Genomic DNA, 20,301 nt, shown 5'->3' on the forward strand with positions numbered 1-20,301 from the left:
CCGATTCCGTGCCATTGGCTCGACGCCCTCCCCCTCCCGGTTATCCCGCCTTTACCGGCCACGATTGTAACTATTCAGGTGGTTGCGGATAGCCTGTCGCCAACCACCTGATTTTTCTGGCATAGTGTGCCTAATCCTTCGGCATATCTATGCGGTGACATGACCATCAGCGATATCAACGTCGACGAGGCTCTGGAGCGGGTCCGACAGCAGCTCAAGGAAGACCAGACGGTCTCTCCGTCGCTGCGTGCGGCCATCGATGTGCTGATGTTGCTGGTCAAGCTCATGGCCGATCGCCTGGCCACCAGTAGCCGCAACAGCAGCAAGCCACCGTCCCAGGATCCCAATCGCCAGCGCCGCTCGCGCGCCAAAGGCGAGCGGCGCCCCGGCGGACAGCCAGGGCATGAGGGTAAGACGTTGGCGCCGGTGACGGACCCCGACGAGGTGGTCAAGCTCCGTGTCGATCGTCGGCAACTCCCCAAGGGGCGTTCTTACCGCCCGGTCGGCGTCGAAACGCGCCAAGTGCAGGACATCGTAATCCAGGCCGTGGTCACCGAATATCAGGCTGAGGTCCTCGAAGATGATCAGGGGCAACGCTACGTGGCGCCATTCCCCGAGGGCGTGACTCGCCCCATCCAGTATGGCCCTCGCCTCAAGGCGCATGTCGTCTATCTCTCCCAGTATCAGCTGTTGCCCTATGCGCGTATCCGCGAGTTGCTCACCTCGCAGTGCGGCCTGTCGCTGAGCACCGGCACCCTGTTCGCCTTCAACCAGGAGGCCTACCAGCGGGCCGAGGCGTTCGCCGAGTGGGTGATCCCGGCGCTACGTGAAGCAGCCACCGTCCATGCCGATGAAACCGGAATGCAGGTCGGTGGCAAACGCTACTGGCTACACAGCGCCTCCAACGAGGCCCTGACCTGGTTGGCCCCGCACCCCAAGCGCGGCCAGGAAGCGATGGACGCCATCGGCGTATTGCCCTTCGTGCGTGGCGTGCTGGTGCATGATCACTGGAAGCCCTACTACCGCTATCCGGATTGCCGGCACGCGCTCTGTAATGCGCACCACCTTCGGGAGCTGACAGCGGCCTGGGAGAACGATGGCCAGGCATGGGCCAAGGCCTTGCATGACCTGTTGTTGGAGATGCATCGCGCCGTGGAGGTGGCCGACGGCTGCCTCTCGGCCGATGAGACCCGAGCCTGGCGGCAGCGCTATCGAGATTGCCTGGCGAAAGGGGACGCCGAGTGCCCCCCGCCGGTGAAACCGCCACCTGGAACGCGAGGCCGGGCCAAGCGCACCAAGTCGCGCAACCTCCTGGAACGCCTCCAGGCGTACGAGGACGACGTGTTGCGCTTCCTCGACGACCCTGCCGCTCCCTTCACCAACAACCAGGGGGAACGCGATCTGCGAATGACCAAGGTCCAGCAGAAAATCTCGGGCTGCTTCCGCTCCTGGGAGGGGGCGGAGATCTTCTGCCGGATGCGCAGCTTCCTCTCGACCGCCGTCAAGCAAGGGGTGGCGGCGCATACCGCACTGGAGCAACTGTTTGCGGGTGATGTGCCATCCTTCATGCAGCCTACAGCCACGGATCAGGCGGCGTGAGCTAAACAGTTACCCACGATTTTCCGCGCAACATGCCCGCCGGTGATGTCGATTGCGGCTTCACCAGACGATTGTCCGTATCAAACCCAACGCACGGAAGTGCACCATGATCGCCAAACGCGAACGCGGCAAGCTGGAGCGGCGCCTGGTCGCCTCGCTGACCCACGCCTGCGAGCAGGCCAAGCCCCTGCTGCCCGGCTTCTGCTGGCTGACCCACGAGGTCGATTACCAGCGCTTTCCCGAGAGCCTGGTGGTGACCTGGGTATTCGACACCCACGCCCACCTGGCCCAGGCGCTCAAGGGCGATGCCCGGCACCACATCGATGAGCTGACCGCAGCGGCACTGGCCGAGGCCGGCGTCGAGGTCGGCGATGCCTCGCGACACCTCGACCTCGACAGCGAAGAGGCGTGCCAGCGGGAGCATGGCGGCGACTGGCAGCGGCGTCTAGACTCCAAGCCAACGAGGCACTGACTATGGCCAACACGATCGAGAGCCCCTGTGTGTCGGTATGCCAGCTTTCCAAAGGCCTGTGCACCGGCTGCGGTCGCAGCCTGGACGAGATACGCCAATGGAGGAGCATGAAGCGGCCCGAGAAGATGAAGACCGTGAAGCGCGCCAGCGAACGCTTGAAGAAACTCTCGCCACAGTGATGCCGCCGTGATTGGGCGGCGCTTGCCTCAGAGCCGAATCGTCCCGCGCAGATAGGGGGCCACCTGCCCGGTGAGGATGACCCGGTCGCCTCGGCATTCACAGGTCAACTGCCCCTGGCGAGCGCCCCCTTGCCGGGCCGTCACCTCCTTGTGTGGACCGGATACGCGAAGGGCCCGCCAATGGCGGGCCCTTCATAGCCTACAGGATCGCAGGGGCGATCACTCCCACTCAATCATCAACGAGGGTTCTAACCCATTGAAGGCAAAGGCTTCATGAAAGGCTGATTTTGGACTTTACCGTCGTTTTTACCGTCAGTATCACCAGCTCTTTGTTTCCGCGGGTGATGCAGCGATTTTTCCGGCGGCGGTGTTTTCCGCTCCATCATCAATCAAAAGGTATAGTACCAGAAGACGGCAACAGCATCCATATGACCAAGCCCCAGTCCCCTGCCCGACTTAGTGGCACTCGCGTAACCTCACGGCCAAGATGAAAGCGCCCCTCCCCCCGAGGACGATCACGTCTGTCTTGCCAACAAACCAAATCGGCCATTGCCTTCTAAGCCACTGAAGGTCTCAATACGAGCGACATCCCGGATAGCAGTCGGCGGATCAGAGTTTTCGATCACGATGAACTGCACCTTGCCCTTCATGCTAGCGAGGTGTTTGTAGAAATGTTCAGCAAGACCTGTCTTCTTGAGGATCTCTTCATCATCCGACAACTCACCATAGCGCGATGTCATCGGCTCACGATAAGTGAGCAACGGAGTGTCAAGAACTAGGAACCCAGGGTATGGAAGATCGTTTTCGATACAAAAAACAACAATGGCTACATTAAAAGCAGCATGGAGAATTGCTCTGACACCTTTTCCGTTGGCGGCACGAAGTTTTCCGGCAACGGTAATATCCATAGCTTCTGCGTCAAACTGCACCTTGTCTGCATCGGGAAAGCGCCATTCAGTTAGTACAGACTTCACTGTCTCACCAAACCGGAACAATGTAGTCGAATCCGGGCCTACTGATGGTGCATCGCCTTTACTACGTCGGGTTGGTTCGGCGTCGATTTCAGCTCTCCGGATAGATAGATTGGAGCGGCGCTTATAAAGGTCGAGAACATTTACTATTTCGGATCGCTTCGAAACATATATTTCGTAACTTCCTCGCAAAGAAGTTTCATGTGGGCGCGCCTTCTCAATCTCGCCATCGAGTCTATCAATCTCGTTTTTCTCCGAATCAATAGTCCGGCGCAGCCCTTCAGCCTCAGATTCAAGAGAAGCTATAGTTTGGGTCAGCTCACGTTGTTCACGTTCGATCTTGCGGGCCTCAGCGGCAGCAGCTTTATGCGCCATCGCAATTTCTTCCGCAGCATGGTTATGTTTTTGGGCATCAGACGGAGCACCACAGACCGGACAATCCATGTCGGTCATCGCCACAAGCACGAACCCTCCCTCCTCAATTGATTGCAGGCGCTGAAGGTCCGAGCTGTAGACAGCCTGTAATTTAGAGAATCGTTCAATCGTTAGATCAAGCTCTCCCGCCCTTTCTAATAACTCACGACGACGTTCTATGGTTTTTCGTCTTTTGGCTACAAGGGCATCAAGTTTTTCTTGAGCATCCTTTAGCCGAGAGGCAAGGTCACTTGCACTTCGCTCCAGTCGCCCAAGCTGCTCTTCAGTTTCCCTTTCATCTGGTGGATTCTCGCCGAGTTCCACATCGATCTGAGCAATCAACTCATCCACTAGTTCAATCTTCGCAGCCTTGGCCACTTTGCGTTCAGATGGTTTCGGTACTGTCACGGCAGCTGCGTCGTCAACACCGGTAAGCAAAAACTTGAACAGGTTCTGCTCAAAGGTACGCTGTGAAGGCGAACCTGAGGTAAAAACAGGGCTTTTCTCGGCAATTATGTCCTGCTCGGACACTACAACGTAGGGAGATAACAAGTAAATGGATAGTATATCCTTCTTGCAGTTGCCATCACGAACGACCGTTTTTCCGGCGACCCCCATCGCATCAAGCAATAAGTACGAAACGGTGTCAGTACGCTTCGAATCGTGCTGCTGACGTAACGCCAAGCCATCATTGACACCGGCCCTCTTGAGGAGCCCCTCATAGAGCCTGAACTGGCCGCCCTGCGTGGCACGGTAGAGCGTAACATCGCGACTATCAGGTAGTGTCAGACCTAGCCAAACCGATTCATAAGCAGCAATTTCTTCAATTCCGGGCAGACCCTTGGAAACACCGAGCATGAACAAAATGGCCTTCGATGCGAAGGATTTACCAGTATTCGAAGCGCCATAGATAATATTGAGCCCTTCATCAAACCCAAGTTCGGCAGGCTCAATGCCGGGACCAGTGAAGACGAGATGACGCAGCCTGATACCATTCATACTGAATGCCCCGAAGATGTGTCATCCGTAGTGAATTCCGTAGTCCAGCGCCCAATCCGGCCCTCAATGAGTTCCCGAATTTCAAAGCTCTCCTGCTGAGCAAAACGATCCGCCATCCATCTAGCTCGGTCTTTGAGCGCAAGAGAATAAGGCGCCTGCAGAAGCCCCACGTAACTTGGAGCCTCCTCACTGGCGCAAAACTCTATCCCTGCTTCGGTCTCAAACACTTCAACAAGGTGCATCTGCTGCATCATACGCAGGCTTCTCTCTACCAACTGGCGACGAACCAGGAGTTCGCCGGTACGATTAGGCAGATCGGGATGGAGACTTTCTGGTACGTCTTTTCCATCAATATCGCCTGTGTGTACGACCAGATGATCAAACCACGTCATTTCCATTAAATCGCAGTGACGTGGATAAAACGCCTCAAGCACAACCAAGGCCCGGATGCCTGTTTCAAGAGTGCTATTGAACGGATGTTTATCCAAAATACTGTCCTTTAACGATGCCATGGCAAACGCCCATCATTTGCGAACTGGTGGCAGGTCCCTTGTTTGACTTGAGGGCCTGCATGCTTCCCCAATATGCCGGATGGTTGCAAAATGGCAGCTTGCTGCATCACTTGACGCAGCCTCGCCAGCCCATTTTCATGATCATCACCATGGATTTCGACCACGCCGTGATAGATCTCATCCTTAAAATTTGGCAAGTAATCTTCAGGGGTAGAATCTCGATAAAACCTATCAAATGCCACCGAATCGAAGAAACGAGTACGCTGATCACGGAGATGTGTGCCGAACTCCGGACTGGCCAACGCTGCTGTTGCGTCTGGGAAAATTCCCGGACCTTTTTCTTCGTATAGTTTAAGGAGTTGTCCGATGTACGAAGATTCACAGACATCTATCTCATCTGGAACGACACCTCGTGGAGAAGGGCCAGGGTCTTCGTCAAACCACTTAACCAGAGCGGGTTTGCACGCGGGATCTTCGACAAGCCGCGCGGCATCGAGCCAATGGATCTGGGTGAAATCAAACGCTTTGATCGTGGCCTCAATCTCAGGGGTAAGCTGTATCGCCTGCTTTTCGACAAGCTTCCCTGAAATATCAGCATTCCAACGTTCGAGAAAGGCGGCCCTGAAGCGCTCAGGATGAGCGATAAACTGCTGCACCGCCCTGGCAACACCACGCGGTGCAACAAAAGTGTAAGAGCGCGGCAGCGAGTACTCGCCGGCTGTGGAGTGCATAAATATTTTACCGAGCTCAACGAGAGCCGAGCTTTCGGAAAGAGACTTGCTGAGCTGCTTGCATTGGAAGTTATCCCATGGACCTTCCATGCGCTTATCGGTCACATATCCCGTGACGTCTCGCCCCATATCACCTGTACCGCGCCAAAGCTCATGGCTGTGATAGTCTTTGCAGCGCTGAGCGAGCCAATCATTGACGAAGTCCTCCAAGCGATCTGCTGGAAGCGCGCGGATCAGGATGGCGTGGTTAATACGCAAAGGCAGCCCCCCTTAATTAGCCCTCAATCCCCTGCCACATTGCAAGTGAACCAATGTTATCCTTGCCGCCTTACCCCAGTTACTGCATCAACCCGAGACAGCATGCTGAATCCTGGCTGGCACCAACCATTTTAAATGCTATTCAGGCATATTGTTACCTTTTAGAGGTCGTGTCTTCCTGAACCCCCGATCCCCCGCCATGAACGCCTCCAACATATGCGGGATTAACGTCGCCGCATCGACCGCCTCGCCATAGGTCTGCGCGTGCAGCGCGGCGTAACGGTCCAGATCGGCCTTCAAGCTTGCTGGGCAGGCGAAGGTCAGCTTGCTGATCTCGGTCTTGGGCAGCGGCCCCAACCGCAGCTTGCGTGTCGTGCTCATTGCGAAGCTCCTCTATTGAAGCCTACCGGCTGGTAAGGCCGCAGCACCAAGTCGCGGTTGACGATGATGCGAACCGGCAACCCGGGCCGGCTGGTCAGAGTGGGCTGGATATTGAGGTTGCGACGTGTCACTTCCTGGCCGACCTGATTCACTGTGTCTTGCAGGCTGTCGCGGCCAGCGATGATGATCCGGTCGCCGTCCTGGCGGTTCTCCGGTGCGGCCAGTTCAGCGCCGACGCCCAGCAGTGTTGTCAGCACAGCGCCGGCGAAGATGCGGTCCCAGTGCCAGTCAACGCCATCCTCTAGCCTGGATAATGCATCAGACATGAAAAAGGCGGCTGAAAATCGGTTATAATTCAAGCTCCTACACAAGAATCAACCGCCTCAGCCGCCATGACAAAATGTACCATGCCGTCCGCCTCCTTTCCACGCTGCAGAGGTCGTCAGATCATCGCCCGTTTTGATGGCGGTGATGTCACTTCTGACGGCGGTATCCTGCTGCTGCGGCAGCTCGATCGCGAGATGGGCCTGACCCGCGCCGTCGCTCGCCGACTCAGCGACGAGCGCGACGCTCAGCGCTGCCTGCACCGCACCGAAACCCTGGTCCGGCAGCGCATGTTCGGCCTGGCACTGGGCTATGAGGATCTCAATGACCACCATGCGTTGCGTCACGACATCGCCCTGCAGACCGCCGTCGATACCGATGGCGTGCTCGCCAGTCAGTCCACCTTGTGCCGCTTCGAGCAGCAAGCTGACCGGGACTGGGCGATCACCATCCACGAGGAGATGATCGAGCAGTTCATCCGCTCGTTCCGGCGGCCACCCAAGAAGCCGCTCTACCTCGACTTCGATGCTACCGACGATCGGGTGCATGGCCAGCAGCTCGGGCGGCACTTCAACGGCTACTACAACCACTACATTTTCCTGCCGCTGTTCGTGTTCTGTGGCGACCAGCTGCTGGTCAGCTACCTGCGTCCGGCCTCGCTGGATGCCGCTCACCACGCCGGTGCCATCCTCGCTCTGCTGGTCCGTCGGCTGCGCCAGGCGTGGCCTGAGGTGAAGATCGTCTTCCGAGGCGACAGCGGCTTCTGCCGTCCGCTGATCCTCAACTGGTGTGACCGCCACGGCGTCGATTACATCATCGGCCTCGCCGGCAACAAGCGCTTGGCCAAGCTGGCTCTGAACATCGACTACGCGTCGGCCATCCGCTTCGAGAAGACCTGGGAGAAGGAGCGTGTCTTCGGCTTCATCGAGTACGCTGCCAAGAGCTGGAAGGAGCGTCGACGAAGGGTGATCGTCAAGTCCGAGACCAGCCGGCGTGGCTTCAACACCCGCTACGTGGTCACCAGCCTGCGCGGCTGCAGCGCCGAGTGGCTCTATGACCACCGCTACTGTGCCCGGGGCGAGATGGAGAACCGCATCAAGGAGCAGCAGTTCCTGTTCTCCGACCGCACCAGCTGCCACGAGTGGTGGCCCAACCAGTACCGGCTACTGCTCTCGGGGCTGGCCTATCTGCTCCTGGAGCGACTGCGTCGGATTTACCTCAAGCGCACCGACTTCGCCCAAGCCCAGGTCAATACCATCCGCCTGAAGCTGCTGAAGATCGGCGCCGTCATCACCCGCAACACGCGCACGATTCGGCTGATGTTGAGCAGCCAGTACCCGGAGCAAGACCTCTTCCTGAAGCTGGCTGGCAAACTGGTGCCTGGGTAGCGCCGCGGCGTGCTGTCCCCGGCACAGAAAACACATGGGGGTTGGGGGCAGTGCGTCCTGAGCGCAGAAAATTGATCAAGAAATAGCCAATCTCAAGCCCGGAGCGCCATCGTCTTCACCGAGCCTGAGATCTGGGAGCCTCTGGCCGGCCAGATGCAATATCCGGGCTAGCGGTATCGGCATCGCGGATGCCGAACCCGACGCCAACGGGAATGCGTACCTGCTGGCGGACACGCGCCAATGTGTCGCGTACCTGGGCCAGATCCAGCATGTTTGTGCCAGTGATGCCATTGACAGAGACACAGTAGACGTAACCGCCAGCGCGTTCAGCGACTTGGCGGATGCGCCGCTCGGTAGAGGTCGGTGCCAACAGGAATATCAGGTCGATGCCGTGGTGGCATAGTTGTGCGGCCAGGCCACTGGAAACTTCTGGTGGGTAATCGACTACCAGCACGCCATCCACACCTACTGCGGCGGCATCGGCAGCGAAGGCACCCGGCTGGCGCAGCAGGTCGTAGCGTTCGATGGGGTTGGCATAGCCCATCAGCACCACCGGCGTATCGCTGTCCGACTGGCGGAACTGTCGTACCTGTTCGAATACCTGTGACAATCCGATGCCGTGGCGCAGAGCGTGCTCGCTGGCAGCCTGGATAGTCGGGCCATCGGCGGATGGATCGGAAAATGGCACCCCCAGTTCGATGACATCGGCGCCGGCTTCGACCAGGACATGCATCAGAGCCGGAGTGATGTCGACATCGGGGAAGCCGGCAGTGACATAGGGGATCAGCGCCTTGCGCCCCTGCGACCGCAGGTGCTGGAAAGTGGTGTCGAGCCGGCTCATGGTTGGACTCCAGTGTCAGACTGGGACATCACCGTTTCCATGTCCTTGTCGCCCCGGCCGGACAGGTTGACCAGAATGACCTGCTCCCGAGGCAAGGTGGCCGCCAGCTTGACTGCGTGGGCGACGGCATGGCAGGCCTCCAATGCGGGGATGATGCCTTCCACACGGCTGAGTTGATGGAAGGCATGCAGTGCCTCGTCGTCGGTGGCCCCGACATATTCTGCGCGGCCGATCTCGTGTAACCAGGCGTGTTCCGGCCCGACACCTGGGTAGTCCAGCCCGGCACTGATGCTGTGAGTTTCCCGCACTTGGCCGTCATCGTCCTGAAGAATAAGCGAACGGTTGCCATGCAGTACGCCAGGACTGCCACGCTGGATCGACGCGGCATGCTGGCCAGTGTCCAGCCCCAGACCTGCCGCTTCGACACCGACCAGGCGCACTTCCTTATGCTTGATGTAGGGATGGAAGATGCCGATGGCGTTGCTGCCGCCGCCAACGCAGGCGATCACCACGTCGGGGTGCTGCCTTTCCAGGCCGAGGCGCTTGAGCAGTGCCGGCATCTGCTCCAGGCATTCCTTGCCGATCACAGTCTGGAAGTCCCGCACCATCGTCGGGTACGGGTGCATGCCAGCCACCGAACCGATCAGGTAGAAGGTATGATCGACGTTGGTGACCCAATCGCGGATTGCGTCGTTCATGGCGTCCTTGAGGGTCCGCGAACCGGAAGTCACCGGCACCACCGTCGCACCCAGCAAAGCCATGCGCTGGACGTTGGGACGCTGCCGAGCGATGTCCTCGCTGCCCATGTAGATCACGCACTCCAGGCCGTAGCGGGCGCAGATTGTCGCGGTGGCGACGCCATGCTGGCCCGCGCCGGTCTCGGCGATGATGCGCCGCTTGCCCATGCGTCGAGCCAGCATGGCCTGACCGATCACATTGTTAATCTTGTGGGCGCCGGTGTGGTTGAGGTCTTCGCGCTTGAGGAAGATGCGCGCACCTCCCGCTTCCTCGCTGAGACGACGGGCGTAGTACACCGGTGAGGGACGGCCGACGTAATCGGCCAATTCCTCCTCGAACTCAGCAATGAAGGTGGGATCGTCACGGTAGCGCCGATAGGCCACATGCAGTTCCTCGACAGCTTGCGCCAACGTCTCGCTGATGAAGCACCCACCAAAGCGACCGAAGAAGCCTTCAAGGTTGGGTTGGTCGTAGACTGGCTTCTGTATCATGTTGTCGACTCCTTCTGTACAGCCGCTTCAGTCGTGGTGGCACCAATCATCACGCTTGTCGACAACAAGCGAGTGACTCGCACCACGATGTCGTCGATTTGCATCTCATCGCAAACCAACGGCGGTAATAGCCGGATGACGGTGTCACGGGTTACGGTGATGAGCAGCCTCTGTTCCTCCAGCGCCCGCCCGACCAGCTCTTTGCAATTCCTGTCCAGCTCAATCCCTGCCATTAGTCCTTGGCCACGAATGGCGGTGACGTTCGGATGATCGCTCAGTGCCTTCTGCAAGCCGACGAGCAGGCGGGCGCCCAGTGCGGCGGCGCGCTCCGGTAGCTTGTCGCGGGCCATGATCTCGAGCACGGTACAGGCCACCCGACAAGCCAGTGGATTGCCGCCGAAGGTCGAGCCGTGCTGGCCGGGCGAGAACAGATCGGCTGCCGCGCCGCGCGCCAGACAGGCGCCGATGGGAAAACCGTTGCCCAGCGCTTTCGCCAACGTCATCACATCCGGCGTGATGTCCGCATGCTGGTGCCCGAACCAAGTGCCAGTGCGGCCCATGCCGGCCTGTATCTCGTCGAGCATCAACAGCCAGCCGTGTTGGTCGCACAGGGCACGCAGTTCACGCAGGTAGTTGGGGCTGGCCACGCGAATACCGCCTTCACCCTGAACAGGCTCGATCAACACCGCCACGATGTTGGGTTCCTGGGCCGCTACTTGACGGACTGCCTCAATGTCGTTGTAGGGCTGGCGCAGGAAACCGGGCAGCAATGGCTCGAAGCCTTGCTGTTTCGCGGGATTCCCAGTGGCGGAAAGCGTCGCAATGGTGCGGCCATGAAAACCATTTTCCATCACAAGGATTTTTGGCTCCGAGACCTGTTTGCGATGACCATGCAGCCTTGCCAGCTTGAGAGCGGTTTCGTTGGCCTCCGCGCCGGAATTGCAGAAGAAAGCCTTTTGCATGCCCGTCAACGCACACAGACGTTCGCCCAACCGTTCCTGCCAGTTGATGCGAAAAACGTTGGAGGTGTGCAGCAGCGTCCCTGCCTGTTTGGCGATAACGGTGGCGATCTCCGGGTGGGCGTGGCCCAGACTGGTGACTGCGACACCAGAGATGGCGTCCAGGTACTCCACGCCTTGTTCATCCCATAGCCGTGCGCCGCTACCGCGCACGAATGAAACGGGTTGACGGGCATAAGCCCTCATCAGATGGGAAGTAGCGGCTTGCATGGAAAAATCCTCGAGTCCGATTCGGTAGGTAAACTGGCGTACGCATTCGTGCGCCTGTATTTCATGGTTGTCGTGATGGCCTGCCATCGGTGGCAACAGCAGCTCGGCGCATTGCGTCTGTTTGGTATGACGTAGCGCTCGCACGACCTGGTAGCACGCTTGGGCGGCGGCCTCAGGCAGGCCCGCCCCGTTGAGCCAATGCCCGGTCAAGGTGGCGCAGAACAAGTCGCCGGTGCCCTTGACCGTGGCGTCGATACGCGGATGCGCGATGACCTTGGCTTGCGTGCGGGTGACGAGTACCACCTGCATCTCGTCCCGCGCCCAGGTATCGGGCGCGGCACTGGTCACCGCGACCCATTGGGTGCGTCCTTTCAACAAGGTGCGAGCGGCGGAGACTACGCTTTCGATATCGTGCACCGGCAGCCCTGTCAGGTACGCCAGTTCAAAGCCGTTCGGTGTCAGGCCATCGGCCAGTGGTAACAGCACTTGACGGTAGGTATCGACTAGCCGGGCATCGACGTAGATGCCGCAGTCGTGATCACCTATCACCGGGTCGATAACGACGCGCAGGTCTGTCCGCTCTTCCAGCAGCGCCCGAACCCAACACGCCAGGGCGTCAGCCTGTCGCGGATTTCCCAGGTAGCCGATCAGTATGGCACGCAAGGCATGCAGTGCCCCTCGTGCAGCCAGATCCTGCAAATAACCGTCAAACCACTCGGTTGGCAAAGCGCCGCCGTGCATCGTCGGGTAGTGTGGGGTGTTGCTGAACACCACTGTGGGAACTGCGGCTATCGATAACCCCAGCGCCTCCAGGGCCGGTACCGCAACGTTATTGCCCACCCGACCATAGACCACCTGTGACTGCACCGAGACCACATCCAACGATAGCGGTCGAGACGCCGTGAAAGGCGAGGCTTTGCTCATGGTGCCCCCTTTGACGAATAGGCATCGACCCCATCCAGCCATGCGTTGAACGCGGCCCGTGCCGCCAACGGCAAACTTGTTTGCAGAGTTTGTGCTTCGGCGCGCAAGGCGTACGGGTTGATGCCGGCCTGCATCAGCTCGCAGGCATGACTGACCAGCCAGCGTTCGATCTGACGGGGGTCGGCCTCCAAATGGCATTGCAGCGCCAGCACATGGCTCTCAATGCTGAACGCCTGGTTGGCGCAGATGGCCGTTCCTGCCAGCTGTGCTGCCCCTGGGGGAATGTCGAAGCGATCGCCATGCCAATGCAATACCGGCACCTTGCCCAGTGCCGTCAGGGGTGATGCCTCACCCTCCGGGGTTAGCGTCAATGGCGCGAAGCCGATTTCCTTGACGCCCATGCTGACTACACCCGCACCAAGCGCACGAGCGATCAGCTGCGCGCCCAGGCAGATACCCAGCAGCGGACGTCGGCTTTCCAGCCGCTGAAGAATCAGTGCCAGCTCGTCGTGGATGAAGGGATAGATGGCGTCATCGAAGGCACCAATCGGGCCGCCCAGTACCACCAGCAGATCGGCTGATGCCGTATCCACGGTACCCAGCTCGTCGGTGGAGGCATCCAGATAGCGCACGGCATAACCACGTGCCACAAGCAGCGGTTCCAACGTGCCGAGGTCTTCAAAGTCCAGATGGCGGATGGCAATGGCGGTTTTCATGGTTGTGACTCCTCTGTGCTGGGTTCGCCGGGCCAGTAGTGGCTGTCTGGCAAAGGGCGGGCACCGAAAATGGCCTGGCCGACACGCACCACGGTGGCGCCTTCCTCGATGGCGATCTCGAAGTCGCCGGACATGCCCATCGACAATTCATCCAGGCCGACGCCGGCGGGTGCGCTTTGCCACAGTCGGTCGCGCAGACTGCGCAGCAGCACGAAACATTGACGAACCCGTTCGGCTTCGCTGGAGAACAGCGCCAACGTCATCAGTCCGCGCACGCGTAACGCCGAGAATGCCGGCAGCGCCTGGACGAAGGCTGGCACCTCCTCGGGAGGCAAGCCGTACTTGCTGGCCTCGCCGGAGGTGTTGACCTGCACAAACACGTCCAGCGAGCGCCCTTCGAGGTGTAGGCGGCGGTCCAGCGCCTCGGCCACACGCAGGCTGTCCAACGCTTGGAATTCATGGGCAAAGCGCGCCACCAGCTTGGCCTTGTTGGTTTGCAGGTGGCCGATGACTGACCAGCGCAGATCGGTCAAATCCTGCATGGCCTCCCATTTGCGGTGGGCCTCCTGCACTTTGTTCTCACCCAGCATCCGGCAACCCGCGGCATGAGCCAGGCGCAGGCTAGTCTCGGGCTTGGTCTTGCTGACCGGCAGTAGACGTACCGTTGCGGGATCGCGTCCAACGCGATGGCAGGCGGCATCGATGCGCGCCTGTATCACCGTCAGGTTGTGTCGGAAATCTTCAACAGTCGTGGCCTCGGGATAGCGGCCATGCTGGTCATGAAGCGTCTGTGTGTCAGAGGGCGCCGGCATCAGTTCACCCTCTTGTTGAACGACGTCGGCGCAACGGCGGATTCCGGCGCCCGCTGCGGCAGCCGGCCATTGAGTACCGCATAGGCCACCAACCCGATCACAAGCCCCCAGAAGGCACCACCGATGCCCAACAAGGTGATGTTGGCCGCAGCCGCCAGGAAGGTAATCAGCGAGGCTTCCCGTGTCCTGGCATCGGCCATCGCGCTGGCGAGACTGCCGCCGATGGTGCCCAGCAGTGCCAACCCCGCCAACGTGGTGATGAACGTTGCCGGGAATGCCATGAAGATGGCGGCCAACGTTACCCCGAACACACCGACCAGAATGTAGAGCACGCCTGCGGCAATACCAGCGATCCAGCGCTTTGACGGGTCTTCATGTGCCTCGCGGCCGGTGCAAATGGCAGCCGTGATCGCGGCAATGTTGAAGGCATGAGAACCAAACGGCGCCATCAGCAGGGAGCCGAGCCCGGTAATCGTCACGATAGGGTTGGCACTGGTTTTGAAGCCATCGTTGCGCAGTACCAGCATGCCGGGCATGTACTGACCGGTCAGAGTAATCAGGAACAGTGGCAACGCCACGCTCAACACAGCGTTGAGCGAGAACGCCGGCATAGTGAAGACAGGGGCAGCCAGCTCCAGGCTCAACCCCGACAGATCGACACGATCCTGAATCAGCAGGAAGGCCAGTCCCAGCACCAAGATACCTACAACGGCATAGCGGGCCGAAAATCGCTTGAGCACCACATAGGCGACGATCAACAGCCCAGCCAGCAGCGGGTCAATGCTCATGCCGCCGAAGGCGCCGACACCGAACTGGAGCAGGATGCCAGCCAGCAGCCCAGCTGCCACGCCCGGTGGGATCAGGCGAATGACGCGCTCGAACCAACCAGACAGCCCAAGCACCACAAATGCTGCTGCCGAAATCAGGTAGGCACCCACCGCCTCGGCGTAAGGCGTTGTCGCCAGCGCCGTGACCAGAAACGCTGCCGCTGGCGTGGACCAGGCAGTGATGATCGGCTCGCGGGAAATCCAGCTCAGGATGATCCCTGTTACGCCCACGCCAATGGAAATCGACCACACCCACGAGGCCGTCAGCTCAGGACTGAGGCCTGCGACTTTGGCGGCCTGGAACACCAGGATGAACGTACCACCGTAGTTGACGATGACCGAGATCAGGCCGGCCACGACAGGGTGAGTGAGATCGTTCCAGCGGACGGACGAAGGTGAAGGGACGGATGACATGGCCTGATGGTGACTCCTGAAAAATGGATAAACAGGTTGTGAAACGTATTTATAGCTTTAAAATGGATGGATGTTCCCTGCCAATTTATTAAAGAGATACAGACCAATTGTTTAAGCATGCCCAACTTGAATCCGTCAAAGCCTGGATCGGCGACCCTGCGCATGGTGCCTTGCCGCTGCATGCGCGTGTGCAGCGGGCCATTCGTCAGTTGATCCTTGATGGCGCACTCGATGTGGGCAGACCACTGCCCGCGTCGCGCGCCCTGGCGAAGTCGTTGGGGGTTTCCCGCGATACGATCGAGTCGGCCTACAGCCAATTACATGCGGAAGGCTTCATCGAACGTCGTGTGGGCAGCGGCAGCTTCGTATCGGAGCGGACACAGCACCTATCAGGGCGTGGCAAGGCACGGCGCATGAAGACGCACAAGGAAACACCACGCCTCAGCCAGCGCGGTAGCGCCATGTTTCAGAGCGGCGGCGTGCGCGACTTCCTAATGCCGCGCGCCTTCGCGCCCGGCGTGCCGGAAACACGCAGCTTTCCACTTCAGACCTGGGAGCGGTTGGAGCGACAGGTGTTGAGGGAATACGGTACTCAGGCGCTGCTGCACAGCCCGCCACAGGGCATGGAGCCACTGCGGCGCGCCATCGCCGATTACGTCAATCTCGAGCGAGGGGCACGCGCCACACCCGAGCGTGTACTGGTGCTGACCAGCTCTCAGCAAGCCATGACTCTATGTGCCACCGTGCTGCTGGATGCCGGCGACCGGATCTTCATCGAAGATCCGGTGTATCACGGCGCGCGCAAGGCGTTCGATGCCGCCGGGTTGGAGTGCATACCTGTGCCACTGGATGTCGACGGTCTGCAAGTAGAGCACCTGCTTGAGTCACCGAAGGCACCCGATGAGCCAGCCAGGGCGGTATTCCTGACGCCATCACACCAATTTCCCACCGGGGCGACGCTGGCGCTGGACCGGCGGCTGGCAGTAATCGAATGGGCCAGGCAGCACCAGAGCTGGATCATCGAAGATGACTATGACAGCGAATTTCACTATGCCGGCAAACCCACCGCCTGCGTGCAGGGGCTTGATCCACACGAGCGGACGATCTACATCGGCACCTTCACCAAATCGCTGTTTCCTGGCCTGCGCATCGGCTACATGGTGTTGCCACCGCCACTGGTCGCACCCATGACCGTGGCCCGCACCCTATTGGATGGACACAGCGCGCCGATTCCGCAACTTACGCTGGCACGCTTCATTGAAGGCGGCCACTTCGGCGCACATGTTCGGACTATGCGTGCCATCTATGCCGAACGGCGCAACGTGCTGGCGCAGCTGGTAAGAAAACATCTGGCCGACTTCGTGGAACCGCGAGTGCCGGCCGGTGGCATGCAGATGCCATGTGTGTTCATCCGTGACATCCCCGAATGTGAGGCCGTGGAATCTGCGCGTCGGGCAGGAATCGACCTATTGGGACTGACAGCCCTGCATGCGTCGAGCAGACACAGAGCCGGTTTCCTAATGGGGTTTGCCGCCCATGCCCCCCACGAACTGGAAACTGCTGTCAAGAAACTCGCGAACGTGCTGCGTGCGTTGTGTCGCTGATCCCCAGCATGGGGACTAACGAGGGACAGGAATGAAATCGTCACCCAACGGGTTATTAGCCCAAGTATCCATCGCCCATCTGGTCAGCCATCTGCACATCATGGCGGTACCCGCTCTGTTGCCGCTGCTGCCTGGCGCCATGCAGGTCAGCTTTGTCGAGCTGGGCATTGCCATCGGTCTGTTCAACATCATTTCTGCGCTGGTGCAGGCACCTCTCGGCTTTCTCGTGGACCGACTGGGGGCGAGATGGATGCTGATGGCCGCACTCCTGTTGGGTGCGGCCAGTTTCGGGCTGGTCGCCGTGTTCCCCAACTACCCGTGCCTGCTCGCCACCATGATCCTGGCTGGGCTGGCAAATGGCGTTTATCACCCGGCCGATTATTCGCTGCTGTCGCGTGGCATGCCTGCGAACAGAATGGGCCGGGCGTTCTCGATCCATACCTTCGCAGGGTTCCTTGGCGGCGCTCTGGCGCCTCCCGTCATGGTCGGCGTTGCACTGCTCGTGGAGCCGCGCTGGTCCTTTGCCGTCGCGGCTCTGGCCGGATTGATAGCGTGGAGCGTAATGGCCATCAATCCGTCATTGCCGGATAGGCAACCTGATGCTGATATCGCCGAACCGCGCAAGGCCAAGGCTCGCCCAATTACCACGCCGGTGATGACCCTGGCCGTCCTGACCCTGCTGTTCACCCTGCTCAGCCTGAGCACTGGCGCCATCGAGAAGTTTTCCGTATCGGCGCTAGTCCAAGGCTTTGATGTGACGCTACCGGCGGCCAACCTGGCACTAACGGTTTTCCTGTTTGCCAGCGCCTTCGGCGTGTTGGCCGGTGGTGTGCTGGCGGATCGTACCGACAAGCACGGTTATGTGGCGGCAGCAACCTTCGCGTTAGCGGCACTCATCGTGGTGTTGGTGATCAGGATGCCGATGCCGCCCGTGGTCCTGGCTATAGCCCTGGGGGCAGCAGGTTTTCTGACCGGCATGGTGGCACCTTCGCGCGACATGCTGGTCCGTGCCGCATCCCCGGCGGGCGCTGAAGGTAGAACCTTCGGTATCGTCTCCACCGGCTTCAACGTGGGCGGCGTCATCGGACCACTCCTGTACGGCCTTCTGCTGGATCAAGGACTGGCCAGCAGTGTACTGTGGACGGCCGTTGGCTTCATGGCTGCAACCACCACTATTGTATTGCTTCAGGAGAGGCACCAGCGCATAAGGCCTGCAATGGCGGGCTAACCAATGGATGGCCCGCGTTGCCTGCCAATCTCCCAAGATACTCCGCCACCTCGCATTGTTGCCGCGATCTGCTGCCCCAGCCGCCGTTCGATCACCGGCTTCCACGGAACAAGGCTGAATCCCTTGCCGTCATCCAGCAGCGCGTAGCGTCCGCTGGCGAGCATTACGCTCCGTCGGTAGATACCTGCCACTCGCTGACCGTCAGCCACGGGGCGGTGCTCCAGTCCCATTTCTGCGGCGATATCTTGTGCGGCCTTGGCCAACTCCCGATTGCGCAGGGTAGCCAACAAATTACGCGCCAGAATCACGCGCAGGCCACGCCGCTCAGCCAATCCCTGTTCAGCCAGGAAGTCGGTGCGCTTCTGTAGCATGTTCCTGACCTCACTGCCGAAGCCCTGGTCGCCCAGTGCCTTACCTCTACCGATCAACTGCTGGTCCAGCCAGGTTGCGCCGATCGCGCGGGCCTGCCGTTCAATCGGCAGATGCGACTTCAGCTCCACCGCCACGCCGCCCAAGCGTTGCGCGTCATATTGGCGGCCACGTTCGGCCAGGTCGTCGGGCACTTTCCATAGCCCTTCGGCCACGCGCTCCACGATGCCGGCACGGCGCAGGGCTTCCAGCCGACGAACATGGGCGGCGACGACCTCCTGCGGATCACGGCCAGCCTTGGCCCGGCTTTGCTCGATTGCCAGGTGATGATCGGTACGATACAGGCCATCGCTAGCCAGAGAAGCGATGTTCTTGTCGGCCGCCCGTACCTCGGCGGAGCCGCGCACCTCCACCACCGCGCCGGTGGGATAGTTTGCCAGTTCGTCGCGGGCGTTCAGCGCAACGTAGTGGGCCTTGCCGTCGGTGCCGTCGATGACCAGATAACCCCGGTCGTGCAACTCATCGGCCAGCCCCTTCACTGCCACGCGGCCGATGACAGTACGGCCATCGTTGCCCGGCTCGAACATCACCAGCTCGCGCGGCTGGCCGCTCATGGCCCGCTGCATGGTGCGAATGATGTCGCCACGCTCGCCCAGGGCGCGCAGGGTCTTCTCCGCGTCGGCATGAATGACCCAGGTGCCGGGCTGCACTTCGTCGGCCAGGCCCAGGCGCTGCATGCGTTGCAGTCGACCGATCAACAGCAGGCGTTGGCGTTGAAACCGGGGTTCGTTGAAGCGTTCGATCTGCACCCGGCCATCCTCGCCGGCCTCGCGTTGCAAGGTGCGGTCGAGGTTCGTCCACCGCTCCTGTTCCACCTCGCGCTGCAAAGTCTGCTGGATTTCCAGTTCGGTGCGCGGCCCGAGCCATTCGGTCGCCAACTCGGCGGCGCGATGGCGGAAGCCGTAGCCGATGTAGTCGCCCGCAATGATGAGGTCTTTGCCGGTATCGTCGCGCCCGCGCACGATCAGGTGGGTATGCGGGTTGTCGGTGTTCCAGTGATCCACCGCCACCCAGTCGAGTCGCGTGCCCAGGTCGGATTCCATGCGGTTCACTAGATGCCGGGTGTAGGTTCTCAGGTCGTCCAGTTCGGCCCCGTCCTCAGGCGAAACGATGAAGCGGAAATGGTGCCGGTCGTCGGAGGCCCGCTCCTTGAAAGCGTCAAGGTCGGCCTCGTCAGTCTGCGGCCCGTAGGCCGGGCCCGGTTCGCCATCGCGGCCTGCGCCGTCGCGCTCGATGTAGCGCAGGTGCCTGGCGAGCGACTGCAGGCTGGCGTTGCGCTGATTGACCAGCAGCGTCTTGATGGTTACGCGCCGCGACATGGGCGTGAGCTTCGCACCGGCGAAACGCGCCGCCGTATGGCCACGCCCCAGGCGCGAGCCGGGACGCTGGCCGGTGCGTGCGCCACTGCCACCGGTTGCGGAATGGCGCATCGAGGACTTGCCGCCGCTGGCCTTGCCAGCCTGCTTGAGCACCTTGGACACGAAACTCTGGCCCTGGCCTTTGCCTCTGTTCTTCGGAGCACTGGGGCGCACCCGGAAATCATCGTCGCGGCGGTCGGTCATGGCAGTGCTCCTTGGAAGCTCTGGCGTGTCCAGGCGTGCAAAGCACGCGGACATGCCTGCATTGGCACGGGCCTCAACGCCTGTACGGCACGGCGGCGGAATCGCTTCGTGCCGCACCACCCCCATGTGCAGACAGGATCTGCGGGCGGCAAGGTGCCGCCCCCTTTTGTCTTGCCTTCCGCCTTTGTCCTTCGCCGGCGCTCAGGGCCTCGGCGGCCCGGCGGCGCTGAACTGCTGGCAGCCAGCCCACCGGCGAAC

The 20,301-nt window shown here is 60.5% G+C and carries 17 protein-coding genes and 2 pseudogenes; 6 read left to right on the forward strand and 13 right to left on the reverse strand.

What is annotated here, in order from left to right:
• Positions 1–159 precede the first annotated feature (159 nt).
• The 3 genes from NHL60_RS15825 to NHL60_RS15835 all read left to right on the forward strand — a co-directional run bounded on the left by NHL60_RS15825 (position 160) and on the right by NHL60_RS15835 (position 2,250).
• The gene (locus tag NHL60_RS15825; protein ID WP_218314611.1) at positions 160–1,599 is read left to right on the forward strand and encodes an IS66 family transposase; all 1,440 of its coding nucleotides are present in this window, start codon (positions 160–162) and stop codon (positions 1,597–1,599) included.
• 106 nt (positions 1,600–1,705) lie between these two features.
• Positions 1,706–2,071 carry a hypothetical protein gene (locus NHL60_RS15830; protein ID WP_253445564.1) on the forward strand — a complete coding sequence of 122 codons (366 nt, stop codon included), beginning with the start codon at positions 1,706–1,708 and terminating at the stop codon, positions 2,069–2,071.
• Positions 2,072–2,073: 2 nt separating this feature from the next.
• Positions 2,074–2,250 carry a DUF1289 domain-containing protein gene (locus tag NHL60_RS15835; protein ID WP_253445567.1) on the forward strand — a complete coding sequence of 59 codons (177 nt, stop codon included), beginning with the start codon at positions 2,074–2,076 and terminating at the stop codon, positions 2,248–2,250.
• 515 nt (positions 2,251–2,765) lie between these two features.
• Here the strand turns inward: NHL60_RS15835 and NHL60_RS15840 are convergent.
• From NHL60_RS15840 to NHL60_RS15860, 5 genes and pseudogenes are all read right to left on the reverse strand, one after another.
• A complete protein-coding gene (locus tag NHL60_RS15840) occupies positions 2,766–4,634 on the reverse strand; it encodes a hypothetical protein (protein ID WP_253445570.1) in 1,869 nt (622 codons plus the stop codon).
• Positions 4,631–5,146: an ABC-three component system middle component 2 gene (locus NHL60_RS15845; protein ID WP_253445573.1), complete on the reverse strand. Its 516-nt coding sequence runs from the start codon at positions 5,144–5,146 to the stop codon at positions 4,631–4,633. Before NHL60_RS15845 ends, NHL60_RS15840 begins: the two co-directional genes overlap by 4 nt.
• Positions 5,134–6,135 carry an ABC-three component system protein gene (locus NHL60_RS15850; RefSeq protein WP_253445576.1) on the reverse strand — a complete coding sequence of 334 codons (1,002 nt, stop codon included), beginning with the start codon at positions 6,133–6,135 and terminating at the stop codon, positions 5,134–5,136. Before NHL60_RS15850 ends, NHL60_RS15845 begins: the two co-directional genes overlap by 13 nt.
• 138 nt (positions 6,136–6,273) lie before the next feature.
• A complete protein-coding gene (locus NHL60_RS15855) occupies positions 6,274–6,516 on the reverse strand; it encodes a DUF2274 domain-containing protein (RefSeq protein ID WP_253445579.1) in 243 nt (80 codons plus the stop codon).
• Positions 6,513–6,821 (reverse strand): annotated as a pseudogene (locus NHL60_RS15860) (TrbI/VirB10 family protein); the annotation flags it as partial. The gene NHL60_RS15855 and the pseudogene NHL60_RS15860, both read right to left, overlap by 4 nt.
• A 102-nt stretch (positions 6,822–6,923) precedes the next feature.
• Here NHL60_RS15860 and NHL60_RS15865 point away from each other — a divergent pair.
• Complete coding sequence (locus tag NHL60_RS15865) at positions 6,924–8,228, forward strand: IS1380 family transposase (protein WP_253445583.1); 1,305 nt, start codon at positions 6,924–6,926, stop codon at positions 8,226–8,228.
• A 115-nt stretch (positions 8,229–8,343) separates the two neighbouring features.
• On the opposite strand, the gene trpA is transcribed toward NHL60_RS15865, so the two are convergent.
• The 7 genes and pseudogenes from trpA to NHL60_RS15900 form a co-directional block, all read right to left on the reverse strand.
• Positions 8,344–9,069: a tryptophan synthase subunit alpha gene (gene trpA / locus NHL60_RS15870; protein ID WP_253445585.1), complete on the reverse strand. Its 726-nt coding sequence runs from the start codon at positions 9,067–9,069 to the stop codon at positions 8,344–8,346.
• Positions 9,066–10,298, reverse strand: a complete 1,233-nt coding sequence (gene trpB, locus NHL60_RS15875; protein WP_253445588.1) for a tryptophan synthase subunit beta — start codon at positions 10,296–10,298, stop codon at positions 9,066–9,068. The genes trpA and trpB overlap by 4 nt, the downstream gene beginning before the upstream one ends.
• Positions 10,295–11,527, reverse strand: coding sequence for an aspartate aminotransferase family protein (locus NHL60_RS15880; RefSeq protein WP_253452248.1), 1,233 nt, complete (start codon positions 11,525–11,527; stop codon positions 10,295–10,297). The genes trpB and NHL60_RS15880 overlap by 4 nt, the downstream gene beginning before the upstream one ends.
• A gap of 96 nt (positions 11,528–11,623) precedes the next feature.
• Positions 11,624–12,493 (reverse strand): annotated as a pseudogene (gene pdxK, locus NHL60_RS15885) (pyridoxine/pyridoxal/pyridoxamine kinase); the annotation flags it as partial.
• On the reverse strand, positions 12,448–13,167 hold the full coding sequence (locus NHL60_RS15890) for a glutamine amidotransferase (RefSeq protein ID WP_253445591.1): 720 nt from the start codon (positions 13,165–13,167) through the stop codon (positions 12,448–12,450). The gene NHL60_RS15890 and the pseudogene pdxK, both read right to left, overlap by 46 nt.
• On the reverse strand, positions 13,164–13,979 hold the full coding sequence (locus NHL60_RS15895) for a YggS family pyridoxal phosphate-dependent enzyme (RefSeq protein ID WP_253445594.1): 816 nt from the start codon (positions 13,977–13,979) through the stop codon (positions 13,164–13,166). The genes NHL60_RS15890 and NHL60_RS15895 overlap by 4 nt, the downstream gene beginning before the upstream one ends.
• Complete coding sequence (locus tag NHL60_RS15900) at positions 13,979–15,220, reverse strand: benzoate/H(+) symporter BenE family transporter (protein WP_253445597.1); 1,242 nt, start codon at positions 15,218–15,220, stop codon at positions 13,979–13,981. The genes NHL60_RS15895 and NHL60_RS15900 overlap by 1 nt, the downstream gene beginning before the upstream one ends.
• 107 nt (positions 15,221–15,327) lie before the next feature.
• Here NHL60_RS15900 and NHL60_RS15905 point away from each other — a divergent pair, with 107 nt between their 5' ends.
• Both NHL60_RS15905 and NHL60_RS15910 read left to right on the forward strand, forming a co-directional pair.
• Positions 15,328–16,824, forward strand: a complete 1,497-nt coding sequence (locus tag NHL60_RS15905) for a PLP-dependent aminotransferase family protein (RefSeq protein WP_253445599.1) — start codon at positions 15,328–15,330, stop codon at positions 16,822–16,824.
• A gap of 31 nt (positions 16,825–16,855) precedes the next feature.
• Positions 16,856–18,052, forward strand: coding sequence for an MFS transporter (locus tag NHL60_RS15910; protein ID WP_253445602.1), 1,197 nt, complete (start codon positions 16,856–16,858; stop codon positions 18,050–18,052).
• Here the strand turns inward: NHL60_RS15910 and NHL60_RS15915 are convergent.
• Positions 18,049–20,043, reverse strand: coding sequence for a relaxase/mobilization nuclease and DUF3363 domain-containing protein (locus tag NHL60_RS15915; protein WP_253445605.1), 1,995 nt, complete (start codon positions 20,041–20,043; stop codon positions 18,049–18,051). The genes NHL60_RS15910 and NHL60_RS15915 overlap by 4 nt on opposite strands.
• Between the last annotated feature and the right edge of the window lie 258 nt (positions 20,044–20,301).

Origin of the sequence: Halomonas sp. Y3 (assembly GCF_024137965.1) — a bacterium.
GTDB classification, from domain to species: Bacteria; Pseudomonadota; Gammaproteobacteria; order Pseudomonadales; family Halomonadaceae; genus Halomonas; species Halomonas mongoliensis.